This window comes from Bacillus mesophilus (genome assembly GCF_011008845.1).
In the GTDB taxonomy this organism is placed as follows: Bacteria; Bacillota; Bacilli; order Bacillales; family SA4; genus Bacillus_BS; species Bacillus_BS mesophilus.
Genome location: NZ_JAAIWM010000009.1, coordinates 61,248 through 78,230 on the forward strand (window position 1 = coordinate 61,248; position 16,983 = coordinate 78,230).

Below are 16,983 nucleotides of genomic sequence, written 5' to 3' on the forward strand. Positions count from 1 at the left end.
TATCAGGGAATACACCGATTTTCACATGATGTTTTCCCCTATATGTAAAATACGAATGTAAACAATAAGAAATGATTTACAAATTTCTTAAGCAATCGAGTTCTTTTGACACGACTGTGATAAACATCACAGTTTGTCGGTGGTTTCTAGATTATCCTTTAGTTAGTCAGTTTTATTACCCTATGTTAGAAAAAGGAGATCGCACATGAAACGAACATTAACCTTTCAATTAGGTCGAATTATTATTGGTGTTATATTTTCATCCCTTCTTATTACGTCCATTGCCACATACATTACCGCCTATAACAAGATTTATGATGCCGCTGGAATTGAAGCATATGGTTGTGCCTATATCACGACAGGCTTACTTAATCCCTTAGATGTTGACCAAATGCTTGCGGGAGATCTTGAAACGAGTGACAAGGTGGGTAGTTCTCTGAATTGGACTACAGCACACAAGGATATTTTTGAAGCACAGTATATAATGAAAATAGACGGAACGCTTATTGCACTAGATGATAACTTGAAAGCATCCGGATTTAAGGTTGGCGATACCTTTAAGTTTGATCAAGAAGCCATAGATATGCTAGTAGAAATGAAGCATCCAACCTATTCACAAGCATATGAGTATGGTGGAATGAAACGTCTATCAGGATATGCTCCTATATATAAAGATCAGGACCCTACAAAAGAAATTATCGCAATCAGTGTTATTGACTTTAATGCTGATATTGTCCAAACACGGACTTGGGATGTAGTAAGTGGCGGACTACTTTTAGGTCTTATTCCGATGCTAATAGCTTCTATTATAACTATATATTTATTGAGAAAGAAAACTCAACCAATCTCTCAACTCATTCTTCATGCAAAGGAAGTGGCTTCAGGCAATTTAGCTGTGGACAAGCTTCAGGTTAATAGTAAGGATGAAGTCGGAGATCTAGCAGAAACGTTAAATATAATGACTGCTAATCTTGTTGATATTATTACAGTACTAAAGACTAGTACTCTTCAACTAACTAAAAATACAGAAACGACCTCCGTTTCTTTACAAGAAATGAATACTGCGATTCAGCAGGTTTCAAGCAGTATGAGCGAAGTTGCCATCGACACAGCACAAGGTACGGAAGAAGCAAGTGTAGCTGTTGATACTTTACGCAGCCTTGCCCATTCTATTCTATCCACGAAGGAAATTGCGGAGGCGAGTGTGAAGACGTCTAATAAAACATTAGAGTCCGCTCGTGAAGGTAAAAGTAAAGTAATTGAGATCACAAATAAAATGTCAGGAATTAAAACAGCAACTCTAGAAACAGAACAATCGATTAACCAACTTAATACCATTACTTCAGAAATTAAAAAGATCACGGAAACCATCTATGGCATTGCCAGTCAAACCAATCTCCTAGCATTAAATGCATCCATTGAAGCTGCTCGTGCAGGTGAACATGGTAAAGGCTTCGCAGTGGTTGCAGATGAGGTTAGAAAGCTTGCTGAGCAATCCAATCGTGAAGTATCGACAGTCGAAAAACTAGTCTTGCAGATTACGAAAGGAATTGAAAAAGCTGTACAATCGATTAATGAAAGCAGAACTAGCGTAGAACAAGGCGAACTAGCTGTGAATGAAACGGGCATAGCTCTTGAACATATTCTAAAAGAAGTAGCTAATACAGTGAAAGATATTAATCATATCTCAGAGGTTACGACAAAAGAAGCACAGTATTCAGAACAAACCGTTTCTAGAATAGAAGGTTTAGTATACTCTATTGAAAATATAGCAGCCAATTCACAAGAAGTTGCAGCTTCTGCAGAAGAAACAACCGCTTCCCTTGAAGAAATCTCAAGTAGATCACAAGAAACTGTATTGCTTTCTAATGATTTAAAAGGAATTGTACAGAAGTTTACGATATAAGGACAAAAGGCGCAAGCGTCCCGTTTAGGCCCAACAAGCAAATGTTCCTGGAAGAAAAAAAGGTGATCTTCCCTTTATTCTTCCAGGGTTATTTGACCTAGGAAAAAGTGAACTTCCTTTTTCTTCCGAGGTAGGATGAAATTGCAAAGATCATCGCAATTTCATCTTGGCTGGGCGCTGGAGCTAGATTACTACAAACCATTGAAACAAAGTATTATCCAAAATTTACTTTCCTATTACTCTAAGAAAGGCTGCCCCAAGGGTAGCCTTTCTTAGTTTCTTAGGTTAAATTAGTTGTTTTACATAGACTTTTAAGGGTAATTGCGTGGAATTTCATATAATTGCGTGAGTCCACGTACTTATTGTGTAACCTCTTACTTAATTGGGTGAGTTCGTAAGGTAATTGCGTGAAAACCAAACATAATTGCGTATCTACACATTTCAAAAAATGACCACAGTTTCAACAACTGTGGTTGTTTAGATCAACCATGCTAGAGCACAACGCTCCAGCATGGTTTTTATTTAGCTTGGACGTTAATTTGACACATTTTCACAGAAAAACTTTCAGCTGTGATGAAAGTCACAGAGTGTTCATTCATCCTCCTTTACAATCAAGGTAATCAGTAACTAAGGAGGTAGACACTATGAGTAGCAAACAAAGGCAAAGCAATGAGCAGCCCTACTTAAAGGGGACACTTATAAGCGTTTTTGCAATCGGAATTTTTATATTTATCTCATGGTTTTCAGCCTATATTTTCCATCTAACTCGATAAAGAAAGAAGAAGGTGAATCAATATGCATTTTCATAAATATGAAAAGATTTGGCTCGTTTTTGGAATCTGTTCCTTAATTATATTTTTAAGTGTTGTGGGTGTCGGTGCTTTTGGACATGATCATCAACCTTCAGGAGGAATGGACACCATTGATCCTGAGAAGATTTCTGAAACCCCACCGTTTGACCAACCAGGTGTAAGGAAACTAGATGACGGAACGTATGAAGCCGCTATTGTTGCGATGGCTTTTGGTTATGAACCTAAGGAAATTAAAGTTCCTGTTGGTAGTAAAGTTGTTTTTAAGGTTACTAGTAAGGATGTCATACACAGTTTTTCTATCATTGATACAAATGTGAACATGATGGTAGTTCCAGGTCACATTACCACAAAGGAACATACCTTTACTGAGCCTGGGAGTTATCTGGTGATCTGCAATGAATACTGTGGTACTGCACATCATCTAATGTCAACAACAATTGAGGTGGTTAACGAATGAACTCATTAATTCATAGATCAGAACGAAAATTAGCACTTACTCATATACTCGTTGCTTACTTCGCCTTTCTAATCGGTACTCTCTGTGGATTGTTACAGGTATTTATTCGTAACGATGCACTCAAGTTGCCACCATGGCTGGATTATTATCAAATCCTAACGGCTCATGGCGTACTTCTTGCACTGGTCTTTACAACATACTTTATTTTCGGTTTCTTCCAAGCAGGAATGAGTAAGACACTTGGAGCTTTTGGTCCTAAAACAAAACTATTTTCATGGGTTGGCTTTTATGTAATGACAGCTGGTACCTTACTAGCTATTGCACTCATCGTTGCTGGAGAAGCATCCGTTCTATACACATTCTATGCACCACTAAATGCAAATGGCTGGTACTATGTTGGGTTAGCTTTATTTGTAGTCGGAACATGGATTAGCAGCTTTGCTTTAGTTGGCCACTATCTAGTTTGGAAAAAGAGTCATCCTGGTCAGCTTAGTCCTTTATTCGCCTTTATGACAATCTCTACTATTATATTGTGGATCATTGCTTGTCTAGGTGTCGTAGCAACTGTACTATTTCAATTTATTCCATTAGCCTTTGGCTGGGTAGACACGATTAATGTTGAGTTAAGTCGTTCATTATTTTGGTATTTTGGACACCCACTTGTGTATTTCTGGTTATTACCGGCATATATCGCTTGGTATGTAATTGTTCCTAAAATCATCGGTGGTCGCGTATTTAGTGATTCACTAGCAAGACTTTCTTTCGTACTATTTATTTTATTCTCAATTCCAGTTGGGTTTCACCATCAGCTGGTTGAGCCAGGAATCTCCTCATTCTGGAAGTTCCTACAAACATCGCTTACGTTTATGGTCATCATTCCATCCTTAATGACAGCTTTCTCAATGTTCGCTACTTTTGAAATAACAGGTCGTCAAAAAGGTGCTAAAGGACTCTTCGGTTGGTTTAGAATGCTTCCTTGGCATGACATTCGCTTCACTTCAATCTTTGTTGCGATGTTCTTCTTTATTCCTGGAGGAGCTGGTGGAATTATAAATGCTAGCTTCCAGCTTAATGAAGTCGTTCATAATACATTATGGGTTGTTGGACATTTTCATATCACAGTAGGTACTCCAGTTGCCATGACATTTTTCGGGTTAACGTTCTGGCTAGTCCCTTACTTAACAGGTAGAAAGCTAACAAAATCAATGGAAAAGCTTGCTTTCATTCAAGTAATTACATGGGCAATCGGGATGTTCTTTATGTCAACATCTCAACACATTTTGGGATTACTCGGCGCACCAAGACGTACGGCTTACTCAAACTATCAAGATCACCCTTCTACACTCGATTGGTTTAATGGACTCATGTCAAGTCATGTGACAATGGCTGTTGGTGGAACTATTCTATTTCTGTCAGCAATGCTTCTGATCTTCTTTGTGATTCAGGCCTTATTTATCTTACCTAAGGCAACGAATGAGTTAGATGCAACGGAATTTCCTATTGCTGAAAGTGATATTGAACATACACCAAAGTTCTTAGAAAACTGGTGGCTATGGATTGGGGTTGCACTAGTATTAATTGCGATTGCTTACTATATCCCACTTTCAGAAATGATTCAAAATGCACCACCTGGTTCAAAAGGATTTAAAACTTGGTAGGAGATGATTAGAATGTTTACTGCAGTGTTTGCATTGATTATTGTATGTACGATTGGAATTGTGATTGCGGTTGATCTTGGAGATTCGAAAGAAGAAGTTTAAAAACATCTTTCAAGAATATAATAGGAGAACAAGGGCCAACATTCTGGCTCTTGTTTTTTTGTATTCTGTTGTTTTCAAGTAGTTACATATTAAAATGCTAACCGTTAATATAGTCGCAATACTCTTTACGATAAGGCCATACTATTAACAAATATCTAACTTTCATCCTAAATGTAAATTTAATGTAAAGAATAAGTAAATATTGTTTACATTTGCTCCACATATTATTTACAATACTATAGGTGTTATCAAATTTTGTCGAATCGGAGTGGAACTTTTGGATATTAATACTCAAACCATGCTTTTTCAGTTTATAGGTGGACTTGGTATATTTCTTTTTGGTATTAAGTACATGGGCGATGGATTACAAAACGCTGCTGGTGACCGCTTAAGAGAAATATTAGAGAAATCAACTTCTAATCCTTTTATGGGAGTACTATCTGGTATTTTAGTTACGATTCTCATCCAGTCTAGCTCGGGAACTACTGCATTAACAGTTGGACTTGTAAACGCTGGTTTTATGACGTTCCGTCAAGCCATTGGAGTAATTATGGGTGCAAATATCGGTACTACTGTTACAGCATTTATTATTGGTATTAAAGTAGGAGAATACGCCCTACCTATTATGGGGGTTGGTGCTGCACTACTTTTCTTCCTAAAAGGGAAAAAGACACAATCCTTTGGACAAGTTATGTTTGGGTTCGGTGCTCTTTTCTTAGGTCTAGAATTCATGAGTGATGGGATGAAACCTTTACGCTCACTTGAGGTCTTTAGAGAGTTAACAGTAACAATGAGTGATAATCCAATTTTAGGGGTTGTCATTGGAACTGCCTTTACAGTATTAGTTCAAAGCTCTAGTGCCACTATCGGAATCCTACAAGAGCTATTTGGTGAAGGTGCTATGACGCTTCAAGCTGCTCTACCTGTATTATTTGGTGATAATATTGGAACGACGATCACAGCTGTGTTAGCGTCGATCGGAACGTCTGTAGCTGCGAGAAGAGCTGCTACTGTTCACGTTATGTTTAATATTATAGGTACGGTGATCTTCTTAATTATAATAAAATTATATACACAGTTTATTAGCTACCTACAAGGTGCGTTAGATTTGAATCCAGAAATGACGATTGCATTTGCACATGGAATATTTAATGTTTCAAACACCATTATTCAATTCCCATTTATTGCACTGATTGCATTATTAGTGACTAAGATTGTTCGCGGTGATGATACAACTATAGATTATAAGCCACAAAACCTAGATCCGATGTTTATCGAAAAATCACCTTCAATCGCTCTAGGACAAGCATCAAAAGAGATTGTAAGAATGGCTGACTTAGCAGGTAAAGGGTTGGAGGAGACTTTCCAATATTTGAATACGAACCAAAAGAAGCATTCAGATATGGCCATTCAAATTGAAGAAGCATTAAACAGCTTAGATCGTAAAATCACTAGCTACTTAGTTGATATTTCAGCTAAGCCTTTAACACCTGAGGAAACTGGATATCACGCAACACTTCTTGATTATGTAAGAGACTTAGAGCGTGTTGGTGACCATATGGAGAACATTGTAGAGTTGATTGATTATCGTATATCGAATCGTGTTTCGTTATCGGAAAATGCTATTAGTGAGCTAAATGAAATGGCAAGTTTAACTTTATCAACGCTAAATGATGCTATAAAATCTATCGACACTCTTGATACTGAACTAGCAAAGGGCGTTTTGTCAAACGAGGAAAAAATCGATAAAATGGAACGCGTGTTAAGAAAAGGTCATATTCTTAGACTTAATGAAGGACGCTGTTCAGGTGATGCAGGAATCATATTTGTTGACATCGTGAGTAACTTAGAAAGAATCGGTGATCACGCTGTAAACCTAGCTGAAGGCGTACTCGGATTAAGACATCAAAATTAATAGTAAGCAAACAGGTCAACCAAAGGTTGACCTGTTGTTTTATCTATAGGGGCGAACCCATTCTGCATAGCTCTTCGTTGAATCCATAATAAAGTCATGCTTTTTAAAGAAATGTTCTATTCTTTCTTCTGATTCAGGTTCACTAACCTTTGTAACAATTTTCTTTACACGTAGCGTATGTGCAATCTCTTGTAAGTACGTTAAACAAACAGAGCCATATCCTTGGTTAATCGCATTCCCATTGATCGATTCTAGACGAAGAAGATTTTCACCTTCATTGTAAGTGGCAATTGCCGCAAAATCCCATTCTTCTTCTAGCTTTGTCTCACAATTCTTTACGTACACATTCTGAGATGATTCGTCTCTCTCCCTATAAACAATGACGGGATCGCCTAATTTATCCTTCTCGATCGCTATGATTTTATAATCAAGCTCTAATAATCGATTTAGATTGTATTGTAGATGATCTATCTTCTTTTCTAGCTGATCATTTCGACTCTCCACATCATCAGCTCTTCGTTTTAAGGACATCTCATATTGTTTCCTCTTTGTAAATAACATGAAAAACACCCCCATAAAAATCATACAGATTAAATACCCTTTTATTTATATGGGGAAAGGTTCAGAATATGATAACGAAACTTACATTATTTAAGGGGTCAAGCTAGTCGTACCGCGCTTTCATTAAACGATGCCAAACTCACTCTCTGTTTGTTTATAGATTTCTTCCATTCTCTTACCTTTTGATCTAGCTAGGATTTCCATCCGAACAGATAGCTGTTTCATAGTGAAGTTCATCGTCTCTTCAAAGTCCACTTCAAATGGGGAATCCTCCATCATTCCTTCTTGGTTAAGTTTAATAGCAAGTGGTGTTAACTGCTCCATCTTACTAGCAACCAAGTCAAAAATATGCGGTTGCTCACTAATTAACCGTTGTAAAAGGAAAGTTCCATACGCAATATGACGCCCTTCATCCCTCTTTAATAAACCAATTCCCTGCAATAAGCCTGGCATTGCTCCAGCTTTTTCTAATGATTGATAAAAAGAATAATAGCCTGTTTCAGCTAGCACCCCTTCCACAAACATATTATAAACAGTTGATGCCTCAGCTAACGCTTCAGCAGAATGGTCGGTCTCTAATCGTTCCATAGCAGTCGGAAGAATTTCATTAAATATCGTGTTATACGTTGGTGAATGGTACCTTGTTAAATCTCCATGTTCACCAATTGCATTGAGGACAAGTCGAAAGAACTCTGTATGTTTGGCTTCTTCGAATAAAAAGGTAGTTAAATACATTTCTTCCTCAAGACGCCCTTCCTTTGCAATTACCATCATTAAAGGCAATAGATCTCTCGTTACAGCTTCTTCTCCAGCTTGAAATTGAGAAATTAGTCTTAGAATCGCCTCTTTTTGTTCTGGATTAAATGCAGCCCAATCCTTTTGATCCTGAGTTAGGTCTATATCTGCTGGATCCCATACTCCAAACCGCTTTGCTTTTTGAAATAATCGAAACGGTAATGTATCCTCTAAAAGTCCTCTGCTACTAGTAGTTAGGATTGTTCTTTTTTCCATATAAATTAGCCTCCCTAAACTGTAATAAGCCCTATTCTTTAGAGGGATAGGATAGTTGGATAAATATGTAAGGGCTTTCATTTTATTATAGGGAAAGACTCATAGAAAAATAGTACTGAAAATGTCGGGGGGTGGAATGTCGAATCTTCACAATTCCTTGCATTTGAATATACCTAGTCCTGAAAAAAAGTACACCTAAGGCACCCATTAGCACAATCACCCACCCATAATAAAAGAGTGTTAATCGGTTTCTGAATGATTCCTTCCTAATGTATGGTCCCATCCATCCCCCCTTAACCTTAACTAGTATACCGTGACTAACCGGAAGACAAGCAGTTTCTTACTTTGTTTCTCATTAAATTACTATTTTAGAAAAATAATTTCACTTTCCTATTAAATGTTAATTTTAAAAGAAGCTTAAAAAATATGAGTAGAACAATACTTTTTAATAAGTTTAATTAAACGTTTGTTTAAATGCTCACTCATTATTTTTATACTACAGTAGTTTTAAACCAATAATATATTAGATGAGGTATTCCGTTTATGTAATTTAAAAAGATATAAAAGTTACTCTCTGTTTTGAGTTATAAGCTTGAAAGGTATTCTTCCATTCCTACTTCTGCTAAAATGTCTATATCACGAAACAAGCGAAATTAAATCTAGAAAGGTGTTTTATATGCCATCCTACAAAATTGTCTTCTTAGATATAGATGGAACGATTTTACAACCTGATCATACGATTCAGGATTCCACAAAGAGTGCGATTCAGCAATTACAAGATCAGGATATTGAAGTGTTTTTAGCAACAGGCCGTCCACTTCACGAAATAAAAGAGCTTGGTAAAGAATTAAACATCACATCTTTTATAGCCTATAATGGAGCTTATGCGATCTACGAAAGGCAAGAGGTTTTTAAGGAAACCATGCCTCCTGAACAGATTTATCAATTTTTAGACATTGCTAATCAGAATGAACATCAACTTGTTTTATATACACATGAACAGAATGTATTTACTACTTTTGACAATGACGTTGTCCAACAATTTATTGAAACCTTCCATTTGAAACTGAATGCTATATATGAACCTTCTATTGATGATAAGGTTCTAGGTATTACCATTATTACCGATCAAGATCAGGCTGGGGCTCATTATCAGGATCATTTTAAGGATATCCATTTAACAGTTGTCAATGTAGCAGGTTTAACGGACTGTTTAGATGTCATTAGAGATCATGTTAATAAAGGTGTGGCGGTAAAAGCTGTTTTAGAACGTTTAGGCCTACCTCCTGAAAGCTCAATAGCATTTGGAGATGGAATGAACGATAAAGAAATGTTGATGACAGTTGGTGAAGGATTTGCGATGGGAAATGGTCATCCAGACCTTTTTAAGCACGCAAAGCATCAAACAACTGATGTAAAACATGACGGGATTTTTAATGGTCTTAAATCATTAGGTCTAGTTAAATAATTCATTCATCTTCAATCTGATAGCTCAATTCTTTTCAATTAGTAAACGATGATCGTAGCGTTCTTGTAAGTTCAGGAGTGCTACTTTTTTATTTATCCAAAGTACGAGAATATTGTAACGAAATCAAAAAATAATTACTCTGGTAGGATAAAAAAATCACTTAAAAGAATACTAACTTTGTGTAAACCATAGAGGATGATATTCAAAGAATTTGGCAGACTCCTCTTACATAACAAAATACGTTTACAACAAAAGTTTAGGAGGTTGAATGATGAAGAAAAGATTTACGTTAGTTTTATTGATGTTTGTGCTGATGTTATCAGCCACAAATGGAGTGTTTGCAGCAGAGGATACTTCTAGTAAAAAGGATATCGTTGAGACAGCGGTAGAAGCTGGAGACTTTACGATCTTAGCAGCTGCTCTGGAGAAGGCTGGGTTGGTCGACACTTTGAAAGGTGCTGGTCCATTTACAGTTTTCGCACCGACAGATGAGGCTTTTAAAAAATTATTAAAGAAATTGGACATTACATCAGATGAATTATTAAAAAGAGATGATTTAAAGGAAATTCTTCTGTATCATGTCTTATCAGGTAAAGTTCTGTCAACTGACCTTAAAGATGGTATGACACCGGAAACGTTGGCCAAGAAAACAGTTAAAATTTCACTTGATCCTGTTAAAGCAAATGATGCAAATGTTGTAAAGGCAGACATAGAGGCTTCTAATGGAGTTATTCATGTCATTGATGAAGTATTACTTCCTTAGGATACTGCAGGATAAGACTGAATTCTTAAGGGAATTCAGTCTTTTTTATTTACTATATTAAATCTAAATGTCAATTTTCATGACATCCTTAATAAAAGAAAAATTCTCAAGTTCTTTTTCACTAATGGATAGTCTTTCTTTTAAATCTGTTGTTCTGAGTACATACTCTTTAACTCCAATAAATTCTGATTCACTAACCAAGTAAAACTGTGATCCTCTTTTATATTCCTTAAACCGTCTTTTTAGTTTAAATAACTTCATACTTTTAACCTCATGTGATAAATTTTGGCCATGATTCAAACCGTGACAGATTTTATTATTACAATAAACCATAAAAGAAACAAGAGACCTAATCAGCAAGTGATTAGGTCTCTTGTTCATGTCAGCTTGATGATTTATTTATATCTATACATCGACACCAACTAAATCGCCTTTTTTATCATCAAACTGATTTTGGTCATCATTAGATACCAGTATCTTTTTCTCCCAAACTCGACTCTTCCACCTAAAATACATGATAATTCCTCTTAACCACTCATCAACAATAAAGGAAATCCATACCCCTGCTAGACCGAGTCCTAACGTGATCCCTAAGAAGTAAGATAATGGTACACTAATGCCCCACATTGAGATAAAGGCCATCAGTACTGGAAAACGAGCATCTCCTGTAGCACGAAGTGAGTTGATTACAACAAGATTAAAGGTTCTACCAGGCTCCAGGATTAAGCTTAGAAGCAATAAAGAACCTCCCACTTGGATAATCACTTGATTGTCCGTAAAGATTGATATAAGATGTTCTCTAAAAATGGCAACCAAAACGGCAATAAGAATCGTTATGATGATACTAGATTTTAAACTCTTCAATAGCTGATTATAGGCACCATCAAAATCCCTTGCACCAACTTTATGTCCAATTAGGATTTGAGTTCCCTGTCCCATCGCTAAACCAAATAATAAGATGAATGACATAATATTAAAGGCATAGACACGAGTCGTAAGTGCCTCTGCTCCAATTATGGCAATAATAGCTGTAATGGCAATTTGACTAGTATTATAGATTGCTTGTTCTCCGGCTGCAGGTACTCCAATATTTAAAATCTTTTTAATTTGCTTAATATCAAAATTCAAATAATCTTTAAAGGCGATCGAAATCGGTAATAGCTTATAGATTAGTCGGAACATTAATAGTAACGCGACAGCCCTGCTTACCGCTGTTGCAATGGCAATACCTTGAACACCCATCTCTGGTAAACCAAAGAATCCGTAGATTAGAAGCGCATTACCAACCACATTGATGACATTCATGATAATGGAAACGAACATTGCATCCTTTGTGAAGCCATTGGCTCTAAGAATGGAAGCAAGCGTAATTAATAATGCTTGAGTAAATATAGTTCCTCCGACAATTAACAAATACTGACTAGCATAACCTTTAATCTCTTCAGTTAGTTCGAAAAGATTTAAAAAATCCTCTCTAAAAACAACAACTGCTACACTAACCAAGATCCCAAAAATCAGATTAAGAGTAATTGAGATTGCTGAAGCATTTTTCGCCTCAAGAATCTTTTTAGCTCCAAGATATTGTGAAACTAATACGGCTGTACCAGTTGCAACAAAGCCAAATAATAAAATCGTAAAGAAAACTAGTTGATTTGCTACTCCTACCGCTGCTACAGCATCATCTGATACATGTGAAAGCATAAACGTGTCCGTACTTCCCATTAACATGTGTAGAAATAACTCTATAAAAATTGGCCAAGTTAATGCAAACAATGTTAATGGCTTTGTGATGATCTTTTTGTTGTTTTTAATTTCCATGCTGTTCACCCTTTTCCATTAGAAATCCGAGGAAGAATTAACTCCCTCGGAGAAAAAATTTGAATAAAAATTGTTTGATTAAAAGGATCATTGTCTTTATTAGGCTAGACAATTATACTTAAGTAAGGAAACCGGTTTCTGAAAGTCACCTTAAAAGGACTTCACCCAGAATATTAATCATATATACACATTATAAGTCGTGTTTAGTTCTGAAGCAATGCTTATAAATTTCAATTTACCCCCGAAATGAGGAATCGTTTTAAATTAGAAAAGAACGCATCAGAGAATTTCTTACAATTAGTAGATAATACTAGTAAAACTCACTGGAGGCAAGAAAAATGAAGAAGGTAAGAGTTGGAATTATTGGTTGTGGCTCCATCACCAAAAGTTATCATGCTCCTTATTATCACAATCACCCTAATGTAGAGCTTGTTGCGTTTTATGATCGAAATCCTGAGCGCGCTGAACAGCTAGTCGCAAAATATGGTGGAAAAGCGGTTTCCTCCTATCAGGAAATTACTGAATCCCCTGATATTGATGCAATTAGCGATTGTTCCTCAAACGAGACTCATCATATTATCTCCACCTCTGCCTTAAAGCATGGTAAGCATGTTTTATGTGAAAAACCTTTAGCAATTGGAGTAGAGCAAGCAAAGGAACTCATTAAAGTTCAGGAGGAATCAGGAAACATCCTAATGGTAAATCATAATCAACGGTTCCTTGCATCGCATCAAAAAGCTAAGGAGTTGTTGCTAAGTAACATACTCGGAAAGGTATTAACTTTTCAAACCACGTTTAGTCATCCTGGTCCTGAATTCTGGGCAGCAACCAAAGGAAGTGCTACCTGGTTTTTTGATAAAAACCGATCTGGTCTTGGTGTTGGTGGCGATTTAGGTGTACATAAAATTGATTTACTTCGCTTTTTACTTGATGACGAGATTATTGATTTCAAAAGTTTTGAAGCAACGTTAGAAAAAAAGAAAACAGATGGTACACCAATTGATGTGGCCGATAACATGGTTTGCATCATGAGAACTGCAAAAGGGGCAATTGGAACTGGAGCGTTTAGCTGGACCTATAAAAATGGAGTAAATAATAAGACGAACCTTTACTGTGAGTTCGGTACGATGGAAATTGATCCTGACACAGAAAACTGCCTTGTTATTCGTAAGGGAGCAGAAAATCCTCTTATATTTACTCAAACTGAACTTAAAAGCTATGCTACTAACAGTATAGACACATTTATTCACTCCATCATTAACAACACACCACCACCGGTAACTGGTATTGATGGATTAAAAACAATTGAGGTACTCGGATCATGAATCTAGTGTAATAGAAATTATGATGGTATAAACATATTAACCATAGTAAAACGAAGAGAGTACGAGTCTCCTTCATTTTATTATGGTTTTTCTAAATTATGGGCAAGATATAAAAACAAAATTCTTGAAAAGGAGGATTTAAAATTGTATGTCCAAAACAGAACTTTTAAAAAAGATTGATCAATTAGATTCGGAATTAATGGATTATATTATACAATTTTGGGTTAACTATAGTCATTTTGGAACATGGCAATATTGGATAACAGTGGCTACATTTATTACTCCTTTAATCATTGCCATTATATTTATTGATAAAAGAAAAATCTTCCAAATAGCCTTCTTCGGCTATACTTTCCATGTAATATTCATGTATCTTGACGTTTTTCTTTCTCGATTTAATTTTTGGGATCATCCTTATATGCTAATTCCATTTATTCCTCTGAGTATAGCAGTGGACGGTGCTCTTATTCCTATGATTTTTATGCTTGCCTATCAGTTTGCGATAAATCGAAAAAAGAACTTTTTTGTGGTTACCGTGATTACAGCAATTGGAGTTATAGGTATGGCGTGGACTTGGACACTTCTTGGTATGTTAGTTCTAGATAATGGGCTAAACTTATTCCATGTTTATCTCATGGATATTGGCACTGCTTTTCTTGCCTATGGTCTTACAAACTTCTTTCTAAAACTAAAGGGTAAGTGAATTCGTAGTTTAAACCGATAGGAAAAGAGGACGTTGCAATTGCAACGTCCCTCGTATCATTTTAATAAACACCACGAATATATTTATGAACCTCGTTCTTATAAAATTGTTGAATTTTTTTCAGTTCCTCTGCAGAGTAAGAAGGAACATTAAGAGCACCTAAATTATCCTGTACTTGCTTTACATTTCTAAAGCCTGGGATGACACAGCTAATCTCTGGCTGATCAATAATCCAGCGAAGAGCCGCTCTAGTCATATTAACTCTATCATTAGCAATCCAAGCAAGGTCTTGACTTAATTTCACACCACGTTCGAATTCTAGTCCTCCAAAGGTTTCTCCCACATTAAATGCTTCACCATTACGATTAAATTTGCGGTGATCATCCTCTTCAAAGGTTGATTGAGTAGTAAATTTCCCAGTTAATAGCCCACTTGCTAGTGGAAGTCTCACCAGAATACCTACACCCTTTTCAGAAGCATATGGCAGTAGCTGTTCTAATGGCTTTTGACGTAACATATTAAAAATAACCTGGATCGCACTCGCCTTTGTTTCATTGACAACATACAATCCCTCTTCAACTGTTTCTACACTCACACCGTAGTATTTAATTTTTCCTTCTTTTATCAAATCCTCAAGAACTTCAAATACATCACCCTGCTTGATGATTTCAAATGGTGGGCAGTGGACTTGATACAAATCAATGGCATCACGCTTCAAGCGCTTTAAGCTAGCCTCGCAATATTCACGTACCTTCTCTTTTGAATAGGTAGTAGGATCATGAATGTCTCCCATACGGCAAAACTTAGTAGCAATATGAATCTGATCTTCTTTACCCTTAGTGGCCTTTGCTAGTAGCTCTTCACTATGTCCATCGCCATATACATCAGCTGTATCAAAGAAGTTGACACCAGCCTCCATCGCAACCTGTAAGCCTTTTAATGACTCTTCATCATTTACTTTGCCCCATGCTCCGCCAATTGCCCATGTTCCGAAGCTTAATTCACTGACAGATAAATCCGTTTTTCCAAGCTTTCTATATTTCAAAATAAATGCCTCCCTCGAAATGAATTCGTCTTTAGTTCAATTCTTTATTTTGTCTGATTGAAGCCATTTGCTTCAATTACAGTTTTATACCAAAGTGCACTGTTTTTAGGTGTGCGCTTAAGCGTATCATAGTCAACGCGTACCATTCCAAAGCGTTTTGAATAACCATATCGCCACTCGAAATTATCCATTAAAGACCATAGGTAGTAACCTTTTAAGTTAACTCCAGCATCAATCGCATCTTTACAAGCCTTTAAATGCATTTCAATATACGCTCTGCGGTCTTCATCATTTATCGTACCGTCTTCATCAACCTGATCTTCATAGGCTGCACCGTTCTCCGTAATGTAGACAGGAATATCGCCATAATCTGCTTTTATTCTTTGAAGAGTATCAACTAACCCCTGAGGCTCAACTTCCCAATCCATAAAGGTAACAGGTTTTCCTGTCTTTACAGACTCTACTCCGAGGAAACCTAATTCTCCTTGTGTACCAGGCTTATTTGTGGAGATCGAATAATAATTAACACCTAGAAAATCCGTAGGGCTAGACATCACTTCAAAATCTCCGTCTTTTATATAATCGAAGGTTTCAAACTTTGAATAGATATCGACCATGTCTTGTGGATAGGAACCTTTTAAGACAGGATCTAAGAACCAACGATTTGAAAAGCCATCCTTTATGGCTGCTGCCTTTTTACATTCCTCATTATCTTCAAGTGGGTATGTAGGCTCGATATTTAAAGTGATCCCGATTTCTCCACCTTTTGGTCCTAGCTCACGAAATGCCTGAGCAGCTTTACCATGTGATAACAACAAATGATGAGAAGCTTTTAAATGTGAACGGAAGTCTACATAGCCAGGAGCAGCGTTCCCTAGGGAGTACCCCTTATAGGAAACAACCCATGGCTCATTATGAGTGCCCCACTTTTTAACCTGATTTCCTAGTTCCTGATATAAATAAGTGGCATAATCAGTAAAATAATCAGTCATATCTCGGTTCATCCAGCCTCCTTTATCCTGAAGAAGCTGAGGCAAATCCCAATGATATAAAGTTAAAAGAGGCTCAATTTCATTTTCTAATAGACTATTGATAAGTCTTTTATAGAAGTCCAGCCCTTTTGGGTTCGGCTTTCCGGTGCCCTCCGGGAAGATCCTCGACCATGCAACTGAAAATCGGTACGATTGTACTCCAAGTGATTTAATAAGTTTTACATCATCATCATATAAGTGGTAATGATTGCAAGCAATATCACCATTTTCTTTATTTCTTACCTTTCCAGGAATGCGACAAAAGCGATCCCAGATTGATTCTCCTCGTCCATCTTCCTTAACCGCACCTTCAATCTGGTAGGATGAGGTAGCTGTGCCCCATATAAAATCTTTAGGAAATTGAATCATTGTTAACTCCTCCTCTTTTTAATCGTTATTGATATTTAT

The 16,983-nt window shown here is 36.6% G+C and carries 15 protein-coding genes; 9 read left to right on the forward strand and 6 right to left on the reverse strand.

The features are described 5' to 3' along the window. Positions 1–205 precede the first annotated feature (205 nt). The 5 genes from G4D63_RS18905 (at position 206) to G4D63_RS18925 (ending at position 6,850) form a co-directional block, all read left to right on the forward strand. Positions 206–1,906: a methyl-accepting chemotaxis protein gene (locus G4D63_RS18905; protein WP_163181604.1), complete on the forward strand. Its 1,701-nt coding sequence runs from the start codon at positions 206–208 to the stop codon at positions 1,904–1,906. A gap of 644 nt (positions 1,907–2,550) precedes the next feature. Then, positions 2,551–2,679: a cytochrome C oxidase subunit II gene (locus tag G4D63_RS18910; RefSeq protein ID WP_163181605.1), complete on the forward strand. Its 129-nt coding sequence runs from the start codon at positions 2,551–2,553 to the stop codon at positions 2,677–2,679. 22 nt (positions 2,680–2,701) lie between these two features. Then, a complete protein-coding gene (locus G4D63_RS18915; protein ID WP_163181607.1) occupies positions 2,702–3,175 on the forward strand; it encodes a cytochrome c oxidase subunit II in 474 nt (157 codons plus the stop codon). Next, entirely contained in the window at positions 3,172–4,833 is a 1,662-nt protein-coding gene (locus G4D63_RS18920; protein ID WP_163181609.1) for a b(o/a)3-type cytochrome-c oxidase subunit 1, read from the forward strand. Before G4D63_RS18915 ends, G4D63_RS18920 begins: the two co-directional genes overlap by 4 nt. 400 nt (positions 4,834–5,233) lie before the next feature. After that, positions 5,234–6,850, forward strand: a complete 1,617-nt coding sequence (locus tag G4D63_RS18925; protein WP_420837833.1) for a Na/Pi cotransporter family protein — start codon at positions 5,234–5,236, stop codon at positions 6,848–6,850. 39 nt (positions 6,851–6,889) lie between these two features. Here the strand turns inward: G4D63_RS18925 and G4D63_RS18930 are convergent, their stop codons facing one another. Then, complete coding sequence (locus G4D63_RS18930) at positions 6,890–7,411, reverse strand: hypothetical protein (protein WP_163181612.1); 522 nt, start codon at positions 7,409–7,411, stop codon at positions 6,890–6,892. 123 nt (positions 7,412–7,534) lie between these two features. Further along, complete coding sequence (locus G4D63_RS18935) at positions 7,535–8,422, reverse strand: R2-like ligand-binding oxidase (protein ID WP_163181614.1); 888 nt, start codon at positions 8,420–8,422, stop codon at positions 7,535–7,537. 676 nt (positions 8,423–9,098) lie between these two features. On the opposite strand from G4D63_RS18935, the gene G4D63_RS18940 reads away from it, so the two are divergent. Together G4D63_RS18940 and G4D63_RS18945 are read left to right on the forward strand one after the other, a co-directional pair. Beyond that, the gene (locus G4D63_RS18940) at positions 9,099–9,890 is read left to right on the forward strand and encodes an HAD family hydrolase (protein WP_163181616.1); all 792 of its coding nucleotides are present in this window, start codon (positions 9,099–9,101) and stop codon (positions 9,888–9,890) included. Between the two features lie 271 nt (positions 9,891–10,161). Further along, on the forward strand, positions 10,162–10,653 hold the full coding sequence (locus G4D63_RS18945) for a fasciclin domain-containing protein (protein WP_163181618.1): 492 nt from the start codon (positions 10,162–10,164) through the stop codon (positions 10,651–10,653). A 63-nt stretch (positions 10,654–10,716) separates the two neighbouring features. Here the strand turns inward: G4D63_RS18945 and G4D63_RS18950 are convergent, their stop codons facing one another. Beyond that, on the reverse strand, positions 10,717–10,914 hold the full coding sequence (locus tag G4D63_RS18950) for a hypothetical protein (RefSeq protein WP_163181620.1): 198 nt from the start codon (positions 10,912–10,914) through the stop codon (positions 10,717–10,719). Positions 10,915–11,058: 144 nt separating this feature from the next. Beyond that, positions 11,059–12,471, reverse strand: coding sequence for an MATE family efflux transporter (locus tag G4D63_RS18955; RefSeq protein WP_163181622.1), 1,413 nt, complete (start codon positions 12,469–12,471; stop codon positions 11,059–11,061). A gap of 338 nt (positions 12,472–12,809) precedes the next feature. Between G4D63_RS18955 and G4D63_RS18960 the strand changes: the two genes are divergently transcribed. Next, entirely contained in the window at positions 12,810–13,796 is a 987-nt protein-coding gene (locus G4D63_RS18960; RefSeq protein ID WP_163181624.1) for a Gfo/Idh/MocA family protein, read from the forward strand. A 148-nt stretch (positions 13,797–13,944) separates the two neighbouring features. Next, entirely contained in the window at positions 13,945–14,499 is a 555-nt protein-coding gene (locus G4D63_RS18965; RefSeq protein ID WP_163181626.1) for a hypothetical protein, read from the forward strand. Positions 14,500–14,560: 61 nt separating this feature from the next. Here G4D63_RS18965 and G4D63_RS18970 read toward each other — a convergent pair whose 3' ends face one another. Both G4D63_RS18970 and G4D63_RS18975 read right to left on the reverse strand, forming a co-directional pair. Next, positions 14,561–15,544 (reverse strand): aldo/keto reductase, encoded by a 984-nt coding sequence (locus G4D63_RS18970; protein ID WP_163181628.1) that lies wholly within the window; start codon positions 15,542–15,544, stop codon positions 14,561–14,563. 44 nt (positions 15,545–15,588) lie between these two features. Further along, positions 15,589–16,944, reverse strand: coding sequence for a GH1 family beta-glucosidase (locus G4D63_RS18975; RefSeq protein ID WP_163181629.1), 1,356 nt, complete (start codon positions 16,942–16,944; stop codon positions 15,589–15,591). Positions 16,945–16,983: the final 39 nt, after the last annotated feature.